Annotated in this window: 16 protein-coding genes and 1 riboswitch; of the genes, 14 read left to right on the top strand and 2 right to left on the bottom strand. The window is 34.4% G+C overall.

From position 1 onward, the window contains the following. The first annotated feature begins 29 nt into the window (after nt 1–29). The 9 genes from ACZ5N4_RS14525 (at nt 30) to ACZ5N4_RS14485 (ending at nt 8,749) form a co-directional block, all read left to right on the top strand. Nucleotides 30–941: a helix-turn-helix transcriptional regulator gene (locus ACZ5N4_RS14525; RefSeq protein ID WP_464203228.1), complete on the top strand. Its 912-nt coding sequence runs from the start codon at nt 30–32 to the stop codon at nt 939–941. Nucleotides 942–1,004: 63 nt separating this feature from the next. Beyond that, nucleotides 1,005–1,268: a zinc ribbon domain-containing protein gene (locus tag ACZ5N4_RS14520; RefSeq protein WP_464203227.1), complete on the top strand. Its 264-nt coding sequence runs from the start codon at nt 1,005–1,007 to the stop codon at nt 1,266–1,268. A gap of 13 nt (nt 1,269–1,281) precedes the next feature. Beyond that, complete coding sequence (locus ACZ5N4_RS14515) at nt 1,282–2,175, top strand: SPL family radical SAM protein (RefSeq protein WP_464203226.1); 894 nt, start codon at nt 1,282–1,284, stop codon at nt 2,173–2,175. A gap of 296 nt (nt 2,176–2,471) precedes the next feature. Next, nucleotides 2,472–2,747: a DUF961 family protein gene (locus ACZ5N4_RS14510; RefSeq protein ID WP_464203225.1), complete on the top strand. Its 276-nt coding sequence runs from the start codon at nt 2,472–2,474 to the stop codon at nt 2,745–2,747. A gap of 178 nt (nt 2,748–2,925) precedes the next feature. Further along, entirely contained in the window at nt 2,926–3,612 is a 687-nt protein-coding gene (locus ACZ5N4_RS14505) for a response regulator transcription factor (protein WP_464203224.1), read from the top strand. Next, on the top strand, nt 3,599–4,588 hold the full coding sequence (locus tag ACZ5N4_RS14500) for a sensor histidine kinase (RefSeq protein ID WP_464203223.1): 990 nt from the start codon (nt 3,599–3,601) through the stop codon (nt 4,586–4,588). Before ACZ5N4_RS14505 ends, ACZ5N4_RS14500 begins: the two co-directional genes overlap by 14 nt. 82 nt (nt 4,589–4,670) lie before the next feature. Continuing rightward, nucleotides 4,671–5,354, top strand: a complete 684-nt coding sequence (locus tag ACZ5N4_RS14495) for an ABC transporter ATP-binding protein (protein WP_464203222.1) — start codon at nt 4,671–4,673, stop codon at nt 5,352–5,354. Continuing rightward, the gene (locus tag ACZ5N4_RS14490; RefSeq protein WP_464203221.1) at nt 5,351–7,915 is read left to right on the top strand and encodes an ABC transporter permease; all 2,565 of its coding nucleotides are present in this window, start codon (nt 5,351–5,353) and stop codon (nt 7,913–7,915) included. The genes ACZ5N4_RS14495 and ACZ5N4_RS14490 overlap by 4 nt, the downstream gene beginning before the upstream one ends. Nucleotides 7,916–8,008: 93 nt before the next feature. Continuing rightward, nucleotides 8,009–8,749 carry a hypothetical protein gene (locus ACZ5N4_RS14485; RefSeq protein ID WP_464203220.1) on the top strand — a complete coding sequence of 247 codons (741 nt, stop codon included), beginning with the start codon at nt 8,009–8,011 and terminating at the stop codon, nt 8,747–8,749. A 365-nt stretch (nt 8,750–9,114) separates the two neighbouring features. On the opposite strand, the gene pepI is transcribed toward ACZ5N4_RS14485, so the two are convergent. Both pepI and ACZ5N4_RS14475 read right to left on the bottom strand, forming a co-directional pair. Next, nucleotides 9,115–9,996 (bottom strand): proline iminopeptidase, encoded by an 882-nt coding sequence (pepI, locus tag ACZ5N4_RS14480; protein ID WP_464203219.1) that lies wholly within the window; start codon nt 9,994–9,996, stop codon nt 9,115–9,117. A 17-nt stretch (nt 9,997–10,013) separates the two neighbouring features. Next, nucleotides 10,014–11,102 (bottom strand): M24 family metallopeptidase, encoded by a 1,089-nt coding sequence (locus tag ACZ5N4_RS14475; protein WP_464203218.1) that lies wholly within the window; start codon nt 11,100–11,102, stop codon nt 10,014–10,016. A gap of 767 nt (nt 11,103–11,869) precedes the next feature. Here ACZ5N4_RS14475 and ACZ5N4_RS14470 point away from each other — a divergent pair. From ACZ5N4_RS14470 to purF, 5 genes are all read left to right on the top strand, one after another. Then, nucleotides 11,870–12,424: a class I SAM-dependent methyltransferase gene (locus tag ACZ5N4_RS14470; protein ID WP_464203217.1), complete on the top strand. Its 555-nt coding sequence runs from the start codon at nt 11,870–11,872 to the stop codon at nt 12,422–12,424. Nucleotides 12,425–12,644: 220 nt separating this feature from the next. Continuing rightward, a complete protein-coding gene (locus ACZ5N4_RS14465; RefSeq protein ID WP_464203216.1) occupies nt 12,645–15,779 on the top strand; it encodes a DEAD/DEAH box helicase in 3,135 nt (1,044 codons plus the stop codon). Between the two features lie 138 nt (nt 15,780–15,917). After that, nucleotides 15,918–16,343, top strand: coding sequence for a MarR family winged helix-turn-helix transcriptional regulator (locus ACZ5N4_RS14460; protein ID WP_464203215.1), 426 nt, complete (start codon nt 15,918–15,920; stop codon nt 16,341–16,343). Between the two features lie 193 nt (nt 16,344–16,536). Further along, nucleotides 16,537–17,703: an MFS transporter gene (locus tag ACZ5N4_RS14455; RefSeq protein ID WP_464203214.1), complete on the top strand. Its 1,167-nt coding sequence runs from the start codon at nt 16,537–16,539 to the stop codon at nt 17,701–17,703. 63 nt (nt 17,704–17,766) lie between these two features. Then, nucleotides 17,767–17,878: riboswitch (TPP riboswitch) on the top strand. A 135-nt stretch (nt 17,879–18,013) separates the two neighbouring features. Next, nucleotides 18,014–19,360, top strand: coding sequence for an amidophosphoribosyltransferase (purF, locus tag ACZ5N4_RS14450; protein ID WP_464203213.1), 1,347 nt, complete (start codon nt 18,014–18,016; stop codon nt 19,358–19,360). Nucleotides 19,361–19,367: the final 7 nt, after the last annotated feature.

The raw sequence follows: 19,367 nt of genomic DNA, 5'->3' as shown, positions 1-19,367 counted from the left end.
TTTGTAATATAATAGTATTGGTGATAAATATGAAAATTAACAGATTAATGGAGATAATAATTATACTTCTCAATAGAGGAACAGTAACATCAAAGGAGCTTTCAGAAAGATTTAGCGTGTCGCAGCGTACAATTTATAGAGATATAGATGAGCTATCTAGTGCAGGTATACCAGTGTATATGAGTAAAGGAAAAGGTGGAGGAATTTCTCTTTTGGAGAATTATACCCTAGATAAAACTATTTTATCGGAGGATGAAAGGGGAAACATAATTTTTGCGCTTAAGACCTTAGAAGCAACCAAACAACTGCAGATAGATAATACTATAGAAAAACTTAAAAGTATCTTTGGAAATATTAATTCTATAGATTGGGTAGATGTTGATTTTACACATTGGGGAAGTAATGGCGAGATTGATAGGAGATTTGAGGAAATTAAGACTGCCATATTAAAACAAAAAATCCTAGAGTTTAAATATGTAAATTGTAGAAATATTAAAAGTGACCGAGTAGTAAAGCCTTATAAGATTATCTTTAAAGGTCAATCTTGGTATCTATTAGGTTTTTGCTGTGAAAAAGAATGCTTCAGGGTATTTAAGATTACACGTATGAGAGAAGTAAAGACTATAGATAAAAATTTTGAAAGAAAAGAAATTAGTAAGTATTTTAAGAAAACTAAAAGTGATTATGAATTTAATATAGTTACACTAAAGCTTAGATTCAATTCTAATATGCTTTATCGTATTATTGATTATTATAACGAAAATCAAATTTTACAAGAAACAGATGGCTCTTATTTAGTAACAGCAGAGTTTCCCTATGATGAGTGGGTATACTCTCACATATTATCTTATGGAGATAGCGTGGAAGTTATTGAGCCTGAATATGTAGTAGAAGAAGTTAAAAAAAGACTTAAAAATATGTTTAAAAAATATATAATATGACATATAGTTGTCATATATTATTTGATATTATAGATACAAATAACAAAAAGGAGTGTGTCTATAATGGAAAGAATTTATTGTCAAAGCTGTGGAATGCCGCTTGTTGATCAAAAGGAAATTGGAACTAATGAGGATGGAAGCAAGAACATGGAGTACTGTATTTATTGTTTTGAAAATGGCGCCTTTAAAGGTGATATGACAATGGAGCAGATGATTGAGTTTTGTGTACCACACATGGTAAATGCAAATCCTCACATGAGTGAACAAGAAGCTAGAAGCAATCTACAAAGATTTCTTCCTACACTAAAAAGATGGAAGAATAGGTAGGTAAGGAGGATAAATGGACTATATTCCTGCAAAAACAATAATCTCACAGTATGTCAAGGAAAACTCATGGTTTGGTATCAATTATAATATGAATATTTACAAGGGATGCTGCCATGGCTGTATTTATTGTGATTCTAGAAGTGAATGTTATGGTATAGAGAACTTTGATAGGGTAAGGGCAAAGGAAAATTCAACAGAACTTATCAGAAAAGAATTAAAAGGCAAGAGAAGAACTGGAATCGTTGGGACAGGTGCAATGAGCGATCCCTATAATCCTTTTGAAAAGGATTTGATGCTGACAAGGAACGCACTTGATCAAATAAATGCTTTTAATTTTGGAGTAGCAATAGCAACTAAAAGTAATCTTATTACAAGAGATATTGATATTTTGGAAAAAATTAAGGAGCATTCACCAGTGCTTGTTAAGATAACTATTACTACATTTAATGATGAGCTTTGTAAAAAAATTGAGCCAAATGTTTGTGTATCCTCTGAAAGGTTTAAAGCAATAAAAAAGCTTTCGGATAATGGTATATTTACTGGAGTATTACTTATGCCTATTTTACCATTCATTAACGATAATGAAGAGAATATCATAAATATAGTAAGAAAGGCCTATGAATGCGGCGCAAAGTTTATTTTGGCTTATGGTATGGGAGTAACTCTTAGACAAAACCAAAGAGATTATTTTTATAATAAAGTAACAGAGTTATTTCCAAATAGTAATTTAGCTAAAAGATATAATAATACTTTTGGAAATAGCTATGAATGTTCTTCTGTTAACTCAAAAAGACTTTGGAAAGTATTTAAAGATGAATGTGAAAAATTAGGGATACTTTATAAAATGCAGGATATAGTAGCCGCTTATAAGAATGGATATTATAATAAGCAAATAAGCTGGTTTTAAATATGGTGCTTTATATGTTTCTGTGGTGGTTGATATAGAGTGTGGGGATACAAGAAAATAAAGGTGGAGAATCAAAGGGGTACCGTTAAAATGATACCCCTTCTTCTCTTGTTTAGACGTTCAGAAATGAGCGTCTTTTTTCTTGCTCAAAAATCAGAAGGGAGGTGATAGCCATGCCGCAATCAAAATAACCGGAGCGTCCACCGCCCAAATTACATTTTGAAAGTCAGCCAGATAAAAACTGGCAGGAATACTCCTTATTCTGCTTAATTGCCCGTTACCTGTCTGAATGGGATTTGTCAAGGGTACGAAGCACAACGCCTGCCCTTGATAAATCACAGGCAGACGATATTCTTGTGATTCTTCCGGCAGAAGCAGGCGAAAAGCATTTTGACTTTGAGGAAAAGGTAAAGCTGCTTAACCTACGCATTACCGCAGAGGGCTATAAAATCGGCACTCGTGGTTTCACAAACTATATTTTGCACGCTGACGTTATTTTATACCTCAGCTTGTATATTTCTGCCAAAAGAAATATAATAAAATTATGGAGGTGTTATGCTTGGATTATATAACGACAAAAGAAGCAGCGAAAAATTGGGGAATCACAGACAGAATGGTAGTGTACCATTGCTCTGCCGGGCGGATTAAGGGAGCTAAAAAAATGGGAAATACATGGCTTGTTCCTGCTGACGCTGAAAAACCGGCTGACGGACGATATAGGAGCAGTAAAGTAAGGGATGGTGAAAATAAATGAAACGGATATTTTTGGTTGAGGACGATAAGGCAATTGCTAAAAACCTTATACTTTTACTCCGCTCGGAGGGATTTACAGTCACCCACGCCCCTACGCGGAGTGAAGCCCTTGCTGCGCTTGCTGGGAATAAATTTGACTTGGCACTTATAGATATTTCTTTGCCTGACGGAAATGGATTTACGGTTTGCACGGAAATCAAAGAAATGCAAGATATTCCCGTTATCTTTCTGACGGCTTCTGGCGATGAGTCCAGTGTTGTTACTGGGCTGAATATGGGCGCGGACGACTATATCACCAAGCCTTTTCGCCCCCGTGAATTGATTGCACGAATTGGAACCGCTCTGCGAAAAAGCGGGCGCTTTGGGTCAGATTTTAAAATTCGCGGGCTTCATGTCGATACGGCAAGCGGCGTTGTGAAAAAAAATGGCATTGAGGTTTTTCTTTCAGCATTAGAATACCGCTTGCTTTTGGTGTTTATTAGCAACCCCAAAAGTATTATCACGAGAGGCAGGCTGCTTGACGAATTGTGGGACGCAGCGGGCGAGTTTGTCAATGACAATACATTGACCGTGTACATCAAACGCTTACGAGAGAAGATAGAGGACAACCCAGCAAGCCCGCAAATTATTCTGACCGTTCGCGGTACAGGGTATAGATTGGGGGGCGAGTATGTTTCGGAATAGAGAGTTTCGACAGTTTGCCATTTTGTTCTCCTTAATGGCCGCCGTTACTGTAATGCTGGGATTTGCAATAAATAGGTTAGCAGGAATCCTTGCCCTTGCTTCTGCCGCGGCCTTTGGCACAGCGTTTTTCGCCTTTACCAAAGCTAGATACAAAAGCCTTGCACGGATTTCAAATCAAATCGATCTTGTGCTCCATAATACTGACCATCTGTATATTGCTGAATCAGACGAGGGCGAACTTTCCATTCTGCAAAGTGAGATAACAAAAATGACGCTGCGTATTCGGGAACAAAACGACGGGCTGAAAAAAGAAAAAGAACATCTTGCCAATTCGCTGGCTGACATAGCCCATCAACTCCGAACTCCGCTCACATCCGCGAACCTCATTCTGTCATTGCTTACGAATAATCCTGATGAAAACCAGCGGAAAGCATTTGTGCGGGAAACAGAGGAATTGCTTGTACAGATGGATTGGTTGATTACTTCCCTATTGAAATTATCCCGCTTGGACGCGGGCATTGTGGTGTTCCAAAGCAAGCAGATAGATGTAAACAACTTGATATGCGCCGCGCTTCGCCCGTTCCTAATCCCAATGGAACTACACGATATTACTTTGCAAATAGATGCATCGAAAGGGATGATTATTCAGGGCGATTTAGGTTGGCTTTCGGAAGCAATTCAAAACATCCTCAAAAATTGCATAGAAAGCGCAGGAGATAACGGTAAGATTGAGATTGTCTGCACGGACAACCCACTGTTTACCGAGATTGCCATCCACGACAGCGGCGCGGGCTTTGAAAAAGAAGATTTACCCTGCCTATTTGACAGGTTCTATCGTGGGAAAAACGCAGGTGCTACAGGATACGGGATTGGATTGGCTCTCTGCAAGATGATTATAACACGGCAGGGAGGGACGATTACCGCCAAAAATCACCCGCAGGGCGGCGCGGTGTTTTCCATTCGTTTTCCAAAGTGACGAATCTCTCACCGAAATGTCACAGAGATGTAAGTTGAAGGTTCTATTATATGGGTAGAACATAAGAAAGGAGACTCACATAATGGAGTTTTTAAAAGTTGAAAATTTATGCAAAGTCTATGGCAAGGGCGAAAACCAAGTTACCGCCCTTGACCACGTTTCGCTTACAATCGAAAAAGGGGATTTTACCGCAATCATCGGTTCCTCCGGCTCCGGCAAATCCACATTGCTTCACATCATTGGCGGCGTGGACGTACCCACAAGCGGAAAGGTGTATTTGGACGGGCAGGATGTATATGCCCAAAGCAATGAAAAACTCGCCATCTTCCGCAGGCGGCAGGTTGGGCTGATTTACCAGTTTCACAACCTCATTCCCACGCTGAATGTGGTGGAAAACATCACCTTGCCTATCCTAATGGACAAGAGGAAGGTCAACAAGGAACGGCTGAATGACTTGCTCGAACTGCTTGGGCTAAAAGACCGAAAAACACATTTACCCAATCAGCTTTCGGGCGGTCAGCAACAGCGCGTTTCCATAGGACGTGCTTTGATGAACGCCCCGGCGGTCATGCTTGCCGATGAACCCACGGGCAGTTTGGACAGCCGAAATGGACATGAAATTATCAAGCTGCTGAAAGCAAGCAATGAAAAATATAATCAGACCCTTATCATCGTCACACATGATGAAAATATCGCACTGCAAGCGGACCGCATTATCGGCATATCAGATGGCAAAGTAGTACGGGATGAAAGGGTGAGATCATGAACATTTTCAACAAAGTTACCCTGCAAAGCATGAAAAAAAGCCGCACACGAACTATTGTAACGGTTATTGGAGTTATCCTGTCTGCCGCCATGTTTACAGCAGTGGCTACCTTTGGTACTTCCATGCTAAATTTTCTGGTAAACGGTGCAATCCAGAAAGAAGGCAATTGGCATGTTGAGTTTTTCGATGTTAATTCCTCTTTCGTGCAGGAGCGAACCCACGACAAGGAAGTTGCAAACACCGCAGCCTTTGAAGATATCGGCTATGCAACACTTAAGGGCGGGAAAAGCCCAGAAAAGCCGTATCTTTTTATAGCCGGATTCAGCAAGGAAGCCTTTGATACCTTGCCCATAACTCTGATTACAGGCAGACTGCCAGAAAATAGCAGGGAGATTCTTATCCCATCTCATGTTGCGCTCAAAGGCGGTGTTAGATTCAAGGTGGGCGACACGCTTTCACTTGCTGTTGGAAGCCGCATGGACACAAACAAAAATCTCGGTCAACACGACCCTTACATTTCTGGGGGAGAGCCTGGGAAAATCAAAGAAACTCTTGTACCAAAAGCTGAAAAAACCTACACAGTTGTGGGTATCTGCGAAAGACCTGGTTTTGAGGAACATTCCGCACCAGGATACACCTTGATAACAAAGGCAGATACTCAAGATCAAGGGAACAGCTTCAGCATATTTGTCACCCTTAAAAACCCACGAGGAATTCAGGCTTACGCAAAAAGTACAGCTGGAAACCACAGCTATATCTTTAACGATAAAGTGTTGCAATTCATGGGTATTTCGGACGATAAACTGTTCAACACATTTCTGTACACAGTTGTCGGCATTTTGGTTGCCATAATAATGGTAGGTTCAATTTTTCTTATTTATAACTCGTTCAATATTTCGCTGAACGAACGCACACGGCAGTTCGGGATTCTTTCATCTATTGGAGCCACAGCTAAGCAACTGCGAAATTCAGTGCTGTTTGAGGGACTTTGCATTGGTGCAATGGGCATCCCCATTGGCGTTATAGTCGGCATAGGCAGTATCGGGCTTATAATTCCTATTGTTGCAAAGAAGTTTGGTAACATTATCTCAAGCACCATGCATTTAAGCTTATCGGTGTCTATCCCAATGATTGTCGCGGCAGCTGCGATCAGTTTGGTTACCATTTTGATTTCAGCCTATATCCCGGCCAGGAAAGCTGGAAAGACTCCTGTGATGGAGAGTATTCGCCAGACGAGCGAAGTTAAAACCGAATCGAAAGCTGTGAAAACGTCAAAACTTGCACAGCGTATTTGCGGTTTGGAGGGAACTCTTGCATTAAAGAATTTTAAGAGAAACAAAAAACGCTATCGCAGCATTGTGCTATCCCTTGTTTTAAGCATTGTGCTGTTTGTATCGGGAAGTGCCTTTGGAACAACTTTGAAACGGCTTGGAGAACAATCTATAATGGACTTTAATTATGACATCTTTTTTACCACTCAGGACATGGACGACAGCAAAATATTGCCGCTTTACGACAAACTAAAAACCGCAGACGGGGTTTACAAAAGCTCCTACCAAGCCCTTTTCGCGTATTCATGCACGGCTAAGGCAAGCGATTTTTCAGACCGTTACCGAAAATACGCAGGTTATGCTGCGCCGGACCAAACGGTTCATCTGCCAATGGACATCCAGTTTATTGAGGACAGCGAATATCTGAGTTTTATCAAAAAATTGGGCTTGCCCCGAGAAGAATATACTGGGAAGGACGGGAAAATGATTGCCGTTGCCAGACTGAGAGACGGGTCATATATATTTGTGAATCGTTCCATGACTTTAAGTGTTGCTCCCCAAATAAATGACAAGCCGAAGATGGAACAGGCGCAAAGCATAAACATTACGTTTGTGGATAATTATCCGGTGGATACGATTTCAAAGCAACCTTCCAAGAAGGTATCATACGTTTTTATGGTGGTGGCCCCCTATTCCCTCAAAGAGAAGTTTAAAACCCCTGATACCCATGCAGGTGTAGGAATGAGCTTTCTGTCAAAGAATCCTTCACAATCGGTGGCTAAAATGGAAACGATGATTCAGGAAACAGGAATTACGTCTGAGTATACCCTATTCAATGTGTACGCGGCAATTGAACACTACCGCAGTATGACATTTGTTATTGATGTTTTCACCTATGTTTTTGCCATCATGATTTCACTAATTGCGGTTGCCAATGTGTTCAACACCATTTCCACCAATATCAAGCTGCGCAGGCGGGAACTTGCTATGCTCCGCTCGGTGGGTATGTCTGAACGGGATTTCCAAAAGATGATGAATTTCGAGTGTGTTTTTTATGGCATGAGGACGTTGCTGTTCGGGCTTCCAATAGCGGCAATCTCTTCTTGGCTGATTCACAAAGGGCTTGTAACCGCAGAAAGGATGGACAACTTCTATTTTGTATTTCCTTGGGGCAGTATGGCAATCAGCGTGTTCAGCGTGCTCTTTATCGTGTTCATTACAATGCTGTATGCCACTCGCAAGATAAAAAAGGAAAATATCATTGACGCGCTTCGGGATGACATGACTTAATTCAAAACCGATATTAACTTGATAGAAAATCAAAAAAAATTTGCATGATTGGGTTCAAGTGATTCGCAATCGTCCCGAAAGGCGATTTAGACATTGAAAATACAGGATCCATCCTACACAAGTAATGTAAATTACAAAGGAATGTACCCTGCGGTAATAAAAAAAACCGCAGTTGTGGCAAATGAACCTAAATATATTTCAGATTTGAGAAAAGAGCTTAAAAAAAAAGGTTTGTTAGATGATGAAGATAATAAAAAGACGGTAGTTTTAAAACTAAAGGATAGCTTTAAAGAAAGTAATGTTTTTAAAAATGGATTTATATTTGCAAATAGGCAGGTTATAAATCCAAATATGGATATTACCAATTTAGAACAAATGGGAGTAGATAAAAGTTATAGTTATACATTAAAAACAGGTTCAATAAGGGAAACTCATATATTAGAAGAGAGTCAAGAAGAAACGAAGTCTGGCAATCTAAATAGAAAAACATATAAATTATTAGAACTTGGAAGAAATGTAATTCAAAAAGCAATTAGTAAAAACTATTTTTATAAATTTTCTAATATTACTAAATACTATCCAAATATAAAATCAATTAATGAATTTCTTGATTCAGAAGATTATTTAGGTGGATTAGAGGTAACATTAAGCAGTAAATACGATGATTTAAGTGAGATAAATAATGAAGAGTTATTACAATGCGTATTAGAAATATTAAAGGAAATAGAGAACAAGATAAAAAGAAACTATGTGCCATATAGAGGAACGAAAGAGTTTTTTGTAACGCCATTAAAGAAACATCAGCAGTTTATGAGGTTGAAGAAACTTTGTTAGCACCAAAAGAAATTAGTTACGAGATAGAGAATAGTCTTATTATAGAAAATGATAAATATAAATTGATAGGTCTCTCATTTTACAATAAAGGCAAAGAGAAAGGGTTTAGAAAAGAATTTACGGATAAGTTAAATTTATAATGTTAATGAAATAGAAGATGTAAAATTATCTCAACATCTTCTATTTATAATTCTATATTTAAATTAAGCTTGTCTACCGTTAGCAGTCAACGCACGTTGAGACAGTGGTAAAGATAGCAAAGAAAATATAAGATATTTTGAATATAAAACATTAGCAACAAAAACTGTTTTAGTTTTTGTTGCTAAGAGGTTCTATCACAATAATAGTCATCTCACTGTGATAGACTAGTCGTTTTTATTCAACCATTTATTAAGTACTTCTATATATTTCTCATTTTCCTCTACGAATGGCGCATGGCGACTGAATTCAAATAATTCCCATTCTGAATTCGGAATCTTATCATACATTGTTTTGGCAATAAGTGGTGAGCAAAGATCAAGTAAACCGCTGGTGATTAAGCAAGGTTCTTGAATATCTTCAATCTCTTTCATAAAATCAAAGTCTTTTAATGTACCAGATGGGCTGAATTCATTCTGACCCCATGCAGTTACATAAGCTTCTGTTCCAGCAATTTTTGGACGTCTTAAGCATTCTGGTGAATCTGGTCCAACTTTGCCTGCACAGTGACGAAGCATGAATTCTGCTTCTGCCTCCTGATATTCTTTTGATGAATAATCTCCAGTTTTTTCTGCCTTCGCAATGGCATCCTGCATTTCCTGTGGAAGGTATGCAACTCTTCTACGCTGTTCCTTTTCCCATAATGCAGCAGATGGTAAAGTGCTGGATAAGATATAGCTCTTGATTCCTCCTGGTTTGTACTCGCAAGCATATTGAATTGCCTGCATTCCTCCCCAAGATTGTCCTAATAAGTGAATTTCGTCTAAGCCTAAGTGTTTACGTAACTGGATTAATTCTTCAATCCATGTCTTCGCACACCACAAGTCAGGACGGGAAGGTGTTGCGGATAATCCACATCCCAATTGGTCATACATAATAACTGCACGTCCATCTTCTGCAACTTTATCAAGTACTTCGAAATAATTATGTGTAGAACCTGGTCCACCGTGTAATAAAAGCAATGGCTTTTTATTTCCTGTACATTCACCCACTATACGATAGTAGGTTTTATATTCTAGATATGGCATATAGCCTTCAGTAATTTTCATAAGTAATCTCCTTCTGTCTATTTGGATTCATGAACAATAATTACGTCTTTTGTATACTTATTTAATACTTCGCAGCCATCTTCAGTTATGATAACAAGGTCCTCAATACGAACACCTATTCCTTCTTCTGGAAGATAAATTCCTGGCTCAATAGAGAAACATTGTCCCGGTTTGATAATGTCTTCATTTACGGAAGAAACATCGCCGAATTCATGATCTTCTAAACCACAGGAATGTCCAGTTCTGTGTGTGAAATATTTTCCGTATCCTTTTTCTTCAATGTAGTTTCTTGCAGCTAAGTCTACGTCACACATTCTGTTTCCAGGTTTTGCAGCAGCGATACCTCTTAAGTTTGCTTCTACAACGATATCATAGATTTCTTTCTGTCTTTCGGAAATTTCACCGATAAATACAGTTCTTGTCATATCAGATGCATAGTTCTTGTAGAATCCTCCAATATCAAGGATAACGCAGTCTCCATATTTACCTTTTGTATCATCTGTTACATGGTGTGGATCTGCTGCTCCCTTAGCATATGCTGTAATTGGATCGAAAGATACTTCGTTAATACCATGTTTTTTATAAATTTCACGAACTTTAACATTTAATTCTTTTTCAGATAAACCTTTTACTACCCATGGAATCAACTCATCCATTACAAGGTCATTTAATCTTGATGATTCTCTCAAAATAGCAATTTCTTCTTCATCTTTTATCATTCTTACATAGTCTACAATTAAAGAACCATTTACGAATTTGCTTCCTCCGCCAAGTTCTTGTAATCTTAATAAGAATTTAGATGGCCATACTTTATCGATACCCATAACCTTATCTTTTTCTACAAATTTGGATAAAATTTCAACTCCGTCTTGAATATCGTTATACCATACGATTTCTACACCAAGATCCTTTTCTTGTGGAAACAATTCATTAATAAGAATTTTGTGATTTCCATTAACATTTAAGTATAATGCTAATAATCTTTCTCCTGGATGAATCCATTTTCCTGTTAAATAAAAAATAGCTGTTGGATCAGAGATAATCATTTGAGGAATCTTATGCTCCTCCATTGATTTTAGTATTCTGTTTAGTTTTTTTGTATCCATAGGTATTCCCTCCTAATTAAGTTATTAAATAATAATGTAATATTTTTAGTCATTGTAAACAATGATTTCTTGGTAACTATTCTATAATTATTTATTTTCCATTTCTTCTGGAGTGCTTAGCTAAAAACTTTAAAATAAGAATATACTTAATATTTAGGATATATTTCTATTATATATTAATTTGAAGTTTTTTCATATAGTTTTACAGCAAAAATTTAAGTGCAACTGTAAAAAATTCAGTTTAATAAAAATATTTAATCAATATCGAAAGTTGAAGAATAATTAGAAAAATTAATTTAAGAGTTAGAACTGATAATACAGGAGGTATTTATGAAGTGGAAACTTGAATCAGATGGGGGTTCGTCTACGACCCTGGGCTTTGCCCGTTAAATGCCATTTAGGCATTTAACCCCCACCTGATTCTTAGTTGAACGAATCCAGGGACGTAGCCGCTATTTACTCCCTCTTTGAGAAAAGCAGATATCCCAAATCTGTGATTTGGTGATAGTCGCTTTCACAGAGTGCGAGGGAGTATTAGAGCGGGTAGTCATCGGATAAAAGAAACTTGGTTTTCAGGAGAAAGAATAGTAAAAAGAGAGTTTTTAATTAATGATGAGTTTTATTATTCTCTTTATTCCTTTTGTTTGACAAACAGAATAGATTAATATAATATAAGAGCATACCCCTAAAGGGTATATGTTAATTAACTAGTATATACCACAATTATTAAATAAAAGGTAAGTGTTAGGTAGAAGGAGATGGTTTAGATGAATGATAGTAAAATTAATAAACTTGAAAATCCAATAAGAATAGCAGAGCTTAATCCAAAGAATACATTAATAAAAACAGGATTTAAAGAGAATATGGTGCTATGTGATATTGGTGCTGGTACGGGTATATTTTCTTTTACAGCTGCGAAAATTAGCGGTAACGATATTTATGCCCTTGAAATATCAGATAGTATGGTTGAATTGCTAAAAAATAGAATGGATGAGCAAAATACTAAAAATCTTATAATTAAGAAAGTTGACTCCATCCAACTTCCACTAGGCAGTAACATCTGTGATATGGCTATAATGGTAACTGTATTACATGAGATAGAAGATAAAGAATATATGTTAAATGAGATAAAGCGAGTTTTAAAAAGAAAAGGAAAGCTTATGATAATAGAGTTTCATAAGAGAAAAACACCAATGGGACCTCCAATCGATCATAGGCTGTCAGAAAATTACGTTGAAGAGCTTTGTAATAACAATGGACTAAAAACTATAGAAAAATTTTCATTAGGAGAGAACTTTTATTGTGCCATATTTGAATCCTAATTCCGTAATTATTTAGATTTTAGAGATTTTTAAGTGAAAATTCAAGAATGTTTTTATGTTCACTCACAGGGTTAAATGTAATAAATAACTATACTGCAGTGGAGAAATCTAGTGCAGTTTTTGGTATTTATTCTTACTGATTATGATATAATAATTATCTATTATAAAAATTATATGATTAAAGATATTAGAGACTTATATGTGAAAGGGTGGTGAGAAAATGAATTTCAAGGAATTAGAACAAATAATTTTCAAAACGTCTTCTAATCTAATGCGGAAAAGTGGAGAAAAGATATTTAGAGATGGATTAGTATCTAATATTAAAGGGAAAAAAATAGATAATATATATCATATATATGGAGATGTGCTAAATGATCTTAATCATAATAAATATAAAACATATATAAAAATAAATTTATCAAATAAAAAATTAGATAGTGTAAGTTGTACTTGTGAGGATTTTAAGGAAATTTCTATAAATAAAAATCTATTTATGTGTGAGCATTTGACTGCCACAGGATACAAGTTCTTAAGTATACTTCATAAGAAAAAAGGTAAAGAAGATAATTCATTTAGAAAATTACCTGAAGATAAAAAGGCAAAAGTTGAAGTAGGCATTGATGTAAAGATAACTTGCAAGTCTTGGAAAGGTAAAACTAATTATGAACTAGAATTTAGACTAGGACGTGACCATAAATATTTAATTACTGATTTGAAGAATTTTATCTCTTCTTTAAATAAGAGTGAAACTATCTTTTTCAATAATCAGTTTACATATAACCCTTCACAGCATACTATTTGTACTAATGATATAAAAGTAATAGATTTTATTAAAGAATGCGTTTCTTCAAATAGAGGAATATCAGATACTAGGAGAAACTTAATAATACAACCAGTGGATTTACGAGCATTTTTAGAATGTGTTGGCGGAAATAAAATTTTATTTAAATACAATGGGATAGAGTATAAAGTAGATATTCTTAAAAGAGACCTACCTGTTAGCTTTACATTAAAAGAGAAAAATGAACATTTTGTGTTAACAACACATAAAAAACTTCCAATTCCTTTAAATAAAAATAAAGATGTATACTTTTTTAATGGGCAACTTTATTTACCTTCAAAAAATCAAATTGAAATATATAGCCCTTTATATGATAAGTTTCAAAAAGAAGGTGAAATTTTATATAATAAAACTATAAAAAATTATAATGCAATTATTTCTCTTATAAGTAGTATTTCAAATAATATTATAATTGGAGAAGATGTGAAGAGATTTGGAGTTAACTCTCTAAGATTTGAATTTTTAATTTATAAAGAGGAATCCAATATCTATTGTGAAGTATATGCAATTTATTATAATGAAAAAGTTAACATATTAAAGAGCAGCAATAAAAAAACACATTTTATAAGGGATTATAATAAGGAAGAAAAAGCTCTTATGAAATTAGAATATTATAAGTTTATTAAAAGAAAAGACAAACTTATATTTATTGGCGAGGATGATGATATTTTTAATCTTTTGAGCACAAGAGAAAGTAGTATACGTTCATTAGGTAATATTGTGTTAGGAAAGGGCATGGAAGATGTAAAAATATTTGATTCATCTTTTATTGAAATAGACTTGTACGAAGAAAATGGATATTTAAGATTTAATTATAATATTGGAGACATTGATAAAACAGAGCTGAGCAATATATATGAAAGTTATAAGTCTAATAATAGATTTTATAAAACTAAAGATAATAGATTTATTGATTTTGAAGATGACAGTATTATAGGTTTCTTTAATTTAATTGAGACCTTGGATAATGATAAAAATATAGAAAAAGATTCAATAAAAATAGAAAAAAGTAAGGCTTTATATATATGGGAAAGCCTAAATAATAAGAATTATAAACTTGGCAAAGGTATTAATCTAATAAAAGATATAGAAAAGAAGTTAACTGAGATAAATGCTAGGGAAATAGCTTTACCAAAGAATCTGAAAGCAATATTGAGAGAATATCAGGTAAGTGGATTTAAATGGTTTAAAAATTTAAGTGAGTTAGAATTTGGCGGCATTTTGGCAGACGAGATGGGGCTAGGTAAAACAGTTCAGACAATAGCCTTTCTTACATCAGAAGAAAACAAAAAATCTTTAATAATTACTCCAACATCGCTGATTTATAATTGGAAGGATGAGATAGATAGGTTTGCTCCTAGGTTGAAAGTTGGAATTGCACATGGAAGTATTAAAGAACAGGAAAAGGTACTAGATAAATTAGAAGAGTATGAAGTAATTTTAACTACTTACGGAACTTTAAGAAATAATATTGAGAAATACAGTAATATTCAATTTGATTATTGTATTATAGATGAGGCACAAAATATAAAAAATCCAATAACTCAAAGTACAAGAGCGATTAAAGAAATTAAAGCAAAGGTGAAATTTGCACTTACTGGAACCCCCATTGAAAATAATTTAACTGAACTTTGGTCAATATTTGATTTCATAATGCCAGGATATTTATATTCTAAGGAAACCTTTGATGAAAAGTTTATTTCTGACTGCGGCTGTGATTTAGATAACCTTAAGTTATTAATAAAACCTTTTATTTTAAGAAGAACTAAAAAAGAAGTTATAAAGGATTTACCAGATAAAATAGAAAAAAAGATATTGGTTGAAATGCCAGCAGCTCAAAAGGCAATATATGGTTCCTATATAAAAGATATCCGGGGAAAAATAAAAAATAACTCCAACGGCAAAATAGAAGTTTTTTCTTATTTGACAAAGCTAAGACAAATTTGTTTAGACCCATCTCTTATATTTGACGAATATAAAGGTGGAAGTGGAAAACTCAAAATTGCAATGTCATTAATAGAAGAACAGATAGCCTCCGGTGGGAAACTATTATTGTTTTCTCAATTTACTTCTGCTTTGAAAAAAATAGGTAGATCCTTAAATGAAAAAGGTATTCAATACTTTTATTTGGATGGCTCTACTGGATCTAAGGAAAGAATTAGATTAGTAAATGAGTTTAACAATAGTGATAAGATAAAAGTATTTTTAATTTCACTAAAGGCAGGAGGTACCGGTCTTAATTTAACCTCAGCAAGCTTAGTCATTCATTTTGATCCATGGTGGAATCCGGCAGTAGAAAATCAAGCCACAGACAGAGCCCATAGAATAGGTCAAAGGAATGTAGTAGAAGTAGTTAAGTTAGTTGCTAGAGGAACAATAGAAGAAAAAATTATTTTGCTGCAAGAACATAAGAAAGAATTAATTGATAACATCATCACAGGAGAACTTAAAAATGGTGATATTATAAATAAGTTATCAAAAGAAGAGTTAATGAAGCTTTTTGATAGGGATTGAGCAAAACTATAGAGCTTCTAAACTCTTTTTTGCTGAAGAAATGAAATATGCAACAAGATAGTTGACATATCAATTACTTTGTTGATACAATAACTAAGTCAATACTAAAGAACAAAATATTAAATAGAGGGGAATTATATGGAATATATTTTTGATGAAGCACTTGGATGGATTGTTTATAAAGCAAGATTGTTAATGAAAAATAAATTACAGAAGACACTTAAAGATTACGATATTACAACAGAACAGTGGGTAATTTTAAGTGGATTATATACAAAAGAAGGGTATAATCAAAAAGATTTAGCTAAAAGATGCCTTAAAGATAGGGCAGCTCTCACAAGAATTTTAGATATACTTGAAAGAAAAGAGCTCATTAAGAGGGAAAACTCATCTAATGATAGGAGAGAATTTCTAGTTTATATGACTGATAAAGGTCGTAATTTATATGAAGAAGTGCTGCCAATGGTTATAAAAATAAACCAAGAAAATATTTCAGTTTTTAATGAAAGTGAGTTTCAACAATTAAAAGATTTATTAAATAAGTTGATTTTAAATTTAGAGTAATTTTTTTAATCAAATAATTGATATATCAATTATTGATAAGTCATACTTTAGCAATTATTTTGAAATTATATAATAATTACTCTAAAGTTTAATAATTAAAATTTTAAAAAGACTTATGAATAAGGAGGTAAAAAAAAGATTTTAACTAAAAATCAAAAAGCAATTATACAATATGCATTTATGGAGGAATTTTATGAGTAACGTACAAAGCAAAAAGAATCGAGCAAGAAATATTACAGTATTCGCTACATTTTTAGCATTTATGGGCATAGGTGTTGTTGATCCTATATTACCAATAATTGCAGAACATATAGGTGCCAGTCCTTGGCAGGTTGAAATGTTATTTACAGCATATATTTTAACTATGGCAATTATGATGATTCCATCAGGAATTTTAGCTAATAAATTAGGTAATAAAAATATGATGTCAATTGGATTAGGTCTAGTTACACTGTTTTCTTTATTATGTGGAATTTCAAATGGAATTCCTGCACTTTCAATTTTCCGTGCAGGTTGGGGACTTGGAAATTCAATGTTTTTTGCTACAGCAATGATTTTATTAATTTCATTTACAGATGATGCAAATGATGCAATAGGTTTATACGAGGCTGCAATCGGTCTTGGAATGGCTGGAGGACCTCTACTGGGAGGAGTTTTAGGTGGATATTCTTGGCGTTATCCATTTATGGCTACTTGTATTCTTATATTCATTGCCTTTATTTTAGTTAGCTTTTTTGTTTATGAATCTAAAGATAAAAGTAAGCGCAAAATAGCTGGTGGTAAAGAACTATTAAAATTAATTAAATACCGTCCTTTTATTAGTGTAGCAATGTCCTCTATGTGTTATTATTACGGATTCTTCGTAATATTAGCTTATTCACCACTTGTTATAAAAGTTTCACCTATTCAATTAGGTTTTGTGTTCTTTGGTTGGGGATTAATGCTTGCTTATGGTTCAGCTATTCTTTCCCATAATCTAGAGAAGAGGTTTAGTCCTAAGATTATTCTACCGTATAGTTTATTATTATTTTTTATTTTTACTGGATCTCTATTCTTTATGAGCAACCTATATGGGAAAATCATACTAATTATTCTATCAGGTCTAGTTTCTGGATTAAATAATGCATTATATACTAGTCATATCATGGAAGTATCTCCATATGAAAGAGGCATTACTTCAGGAGCATATAATTTTGTTCGTTGGCTTGGAGCTGCTATAGCACCTGTTTTGTCTGGAATATTAGGACATGCATTTTCACAGCAACTTCCTTTTGCAGTAGCTAGTTTTATCACTTTATTAGCAATTGGTTTAATCACAATAAAACCTCAGCAGGAGAAGGAATTAGAAAATGCAGCATAGATAAACAGAATATAAATTGAATAAAAAGATTTCCTATGGTACTATTAGATAATAAAAGTGAATAAAAAAACACAGGGGAGTTGGATTGGCCAACTGAGAGTAAGAACTTTAATTCTTTGACCCTAAATACCTGAACTGGATAATGCCAGCGTAGGAAGTTGTTTTCATAACGTGTCTAAGAAGATGTTAATTTAAAAACACAGATCCTATGGATTTGTGTTTTTTTATTTTAAAGAAGCACATTGAAAATCCTATGCTTTGAAAATCAGGTAAATAATTATAGAATTTAAAAGATAGGAAGTGTGCAGGTATGAATAGCAGTAAACAAGTAGATAAAATTGAAGATGAGTGTGGTGTATTTGGGATTTTAGGTGATGAAATTCTTGATATATCTTCTTTGTTATATACTGCACTTAATGCTCTGCAGCATAGGGGGCAAGAAAGCTGTGGTATAGCTGTTGCTGATAGTGACAATATAAGTTGTTATAAGGGGATGGGACTTGTTTCTAATGTTTTTAATAAAGGAAATTTTAGCGAGATTACAGGTAATTCAGCAATAGGGCATGTACGATATTCAACTTGTGGAGATAGTAATATAATAAATGCGCAGCCCATAATAAGTGGGAGTATTGCAATTGCCCACAACGGGAATTTAACAAATGCTAAAGAGCTGCGAGCTAATTTAGAGGCAAAAGGTGTGAAATTTAATACCACAACAGATTCAGAGGTAATATTAAAATTAATAGAAAACAGCGAGTGTGAAACACTAGAAGATGCAATATTAGAGGTTATAAAACAAATAGATGGAGGATATTCAGTATTGCTTTATACTGGAGAAAAGCTATTTGGATTCAGAGATCCAAAGGGAATTAGGCCACTTTGTATAGGAACACTTAATAACTCCTTTGTTTTATCCTCTGAAAGCTGTGCACTAGATTCTATTAAGGCTGAATTAATAAGAGATGTATATCCTGGAGAAATTATTACAATAGATTCTACTGGAATGAAATCAATAAATTATTGTAAAAAATTTAAGCACTCAATTTGTGCTTTTGAGTACATATATTTTGCTAGGCCGGATAGTATAATTGACAGAGTAAGTGTCTATCAATCAAGAATTAATGCAGGAAGAGCTCTTTGGGATGAATGTCCTACTGAATCAGATATAGTTATAGGCGTTCCTCAGTCTGGAATTTTGTCTGCCATTGGATTTGCAAAGTCATCTAGTATTCCCTATGATGTAGGATTTGAAAAAAATGAATATGTAGGAAGAACTTTTATTGAACCCTCTAAAAAAATAAGGCAAGCTAACCTGGAACTTAAACTAAATGTGATAAAAGACTCCGTTAAAGGCAAGAGAGTAATTGTAGTGGATGACTCTATTGTGCGAGGAACTACAAGTAAAAGAATTGTACAATTATTAAGGAATGCAGGCGCAAAAGAGATACATTTTAGAGCTGCTTCTCCTATTATAAAATATCCGTGCTTTTGGGGAATCAATACTTCTAATAGTCATGAGTTAGTCGGTTCTAGATACAGTATAGATGAAATAAAAGATCTCATTGATGCTGACAGTTTACAATATCTAAGTATTGAAGGTTTACTGAAATCTATTGGTAAGAAGAAAGATATTTGTCTTCAATGCTTTATAAAATAGAAATATT

The organism is Clostridium nitrophenolicum, assembly GCF_055391695.1.
Note: the sequence above shows the minus strand (reverse complement) of the source record. Positions and strands in the feature narration are given on the sequence as shown.

What these genes read in the sequence shown, in the direction of transcription:
- ACZ5N4_RS14465 (WP_464203216.1), top strand. Translation starts at nt 12,645, where the DNA reads ATGAATTTCAAGGAATTAGAACAAATAATTTTCAAAACGTCTTCTAAT.
- ACZ5N4_RS14520 (WP_464203227.1), top strand. Translation starts at nt 1,005, where the DNA reads ATGGAAAGAATTTATTGTCAAAGCTGTGGAATGCCGCTTGTTGATCAA.
- ACZ5N4_RS14495 (WP_464203222.1), top strand. Translation starts at nt 4,671, where the DNA reads ATGGAGTTTTTAAAAGTTGAAAATTTATGCAAAGTCTATGGCAAGGGC.
- ACZ5N4_RS14470 (WP_464203217.1), top strand. Translation starts at nt 11,870, where the DNA reads ATGAATGATAGTAAAATTAATAAACTTGAAAATCCAATAAGAATAGCA.
- ACZ5N4_RS14475 (WP_464203218.1), bottom strand. Translation starts at nt 11,102, where the DNA reads ATGGATACAAAAAAACTAAACAGAATACTAAAATCAATGGAGGAGCAT.
- ACZ5N4_RS14505 (WP_464203224.1), top strand. Translation starts at nt 2,926, where the DNA reads ATGAAACGGATATTTTTGGTTGAGGACGATAAGGCAATTGCTAAAAAC.
- pepI (WP_464203219.1), bottom strand. Translation starts at nt 9,996, where the DNA reads ATGAAAATTACTGAAGGCTATATGCCATATCTAGAATATAAAACCTAC.
- ACZ5N4_RS14500 (WP_464203223.1), top strand. Translation starts at nt 3,599, where the DNA reads ATGTTTCGGAATAGAGAGTTTCGACAGTTTGCCATTTTGTTCTCCTTA.
- ACZ5N4_RS14515 (WP_464203226.1), top strand. Translation starts at nt 1,282, where the DNA reads ATGGACTATATTCCTGCAAAAACAATAATCTCACAGTATGTCAAGGAA.
- ACZ5N4_RS14455 (WP_464203214.1), top strand. Translation starts at nt 16,537, where the DNA reads ATGAGTAACGTACAAAGCAAAAAGAATCGAGCAAGAAATATTACAGTA.
- ACZ5N4_RS14460 (WP_464203215.1), top strand. Translation starts at nt 15,918, where the DNA reads ATGGAATATATTTTTGATGAAGCACTTGGATGGATTGTTTATAAAGCA.
- ACZ5N4_RS14490 (WP_464203221.1), top strand. Translation starts at nt 5,351, where the DNA reads ATGAACATTTTCAACAAAGTTACCCTGCAAAGCATGAAAAAAAGCCGC.
- ACZ5N4_RS14525 (WP_464203228.1), top strand. Translation starts at nt 30, where the DNA reads ATGAAAATTAACAGATTAATGGAGATAATAATTATACTTCTCAATAGA.
- purF (WP_464203213.1), top strand. Translation starts at nt 18,014, where the DNA reads ATGAATAGCAGTAAACAAGTAGATAAAATTGAAGATGAGTGTGGTGTA.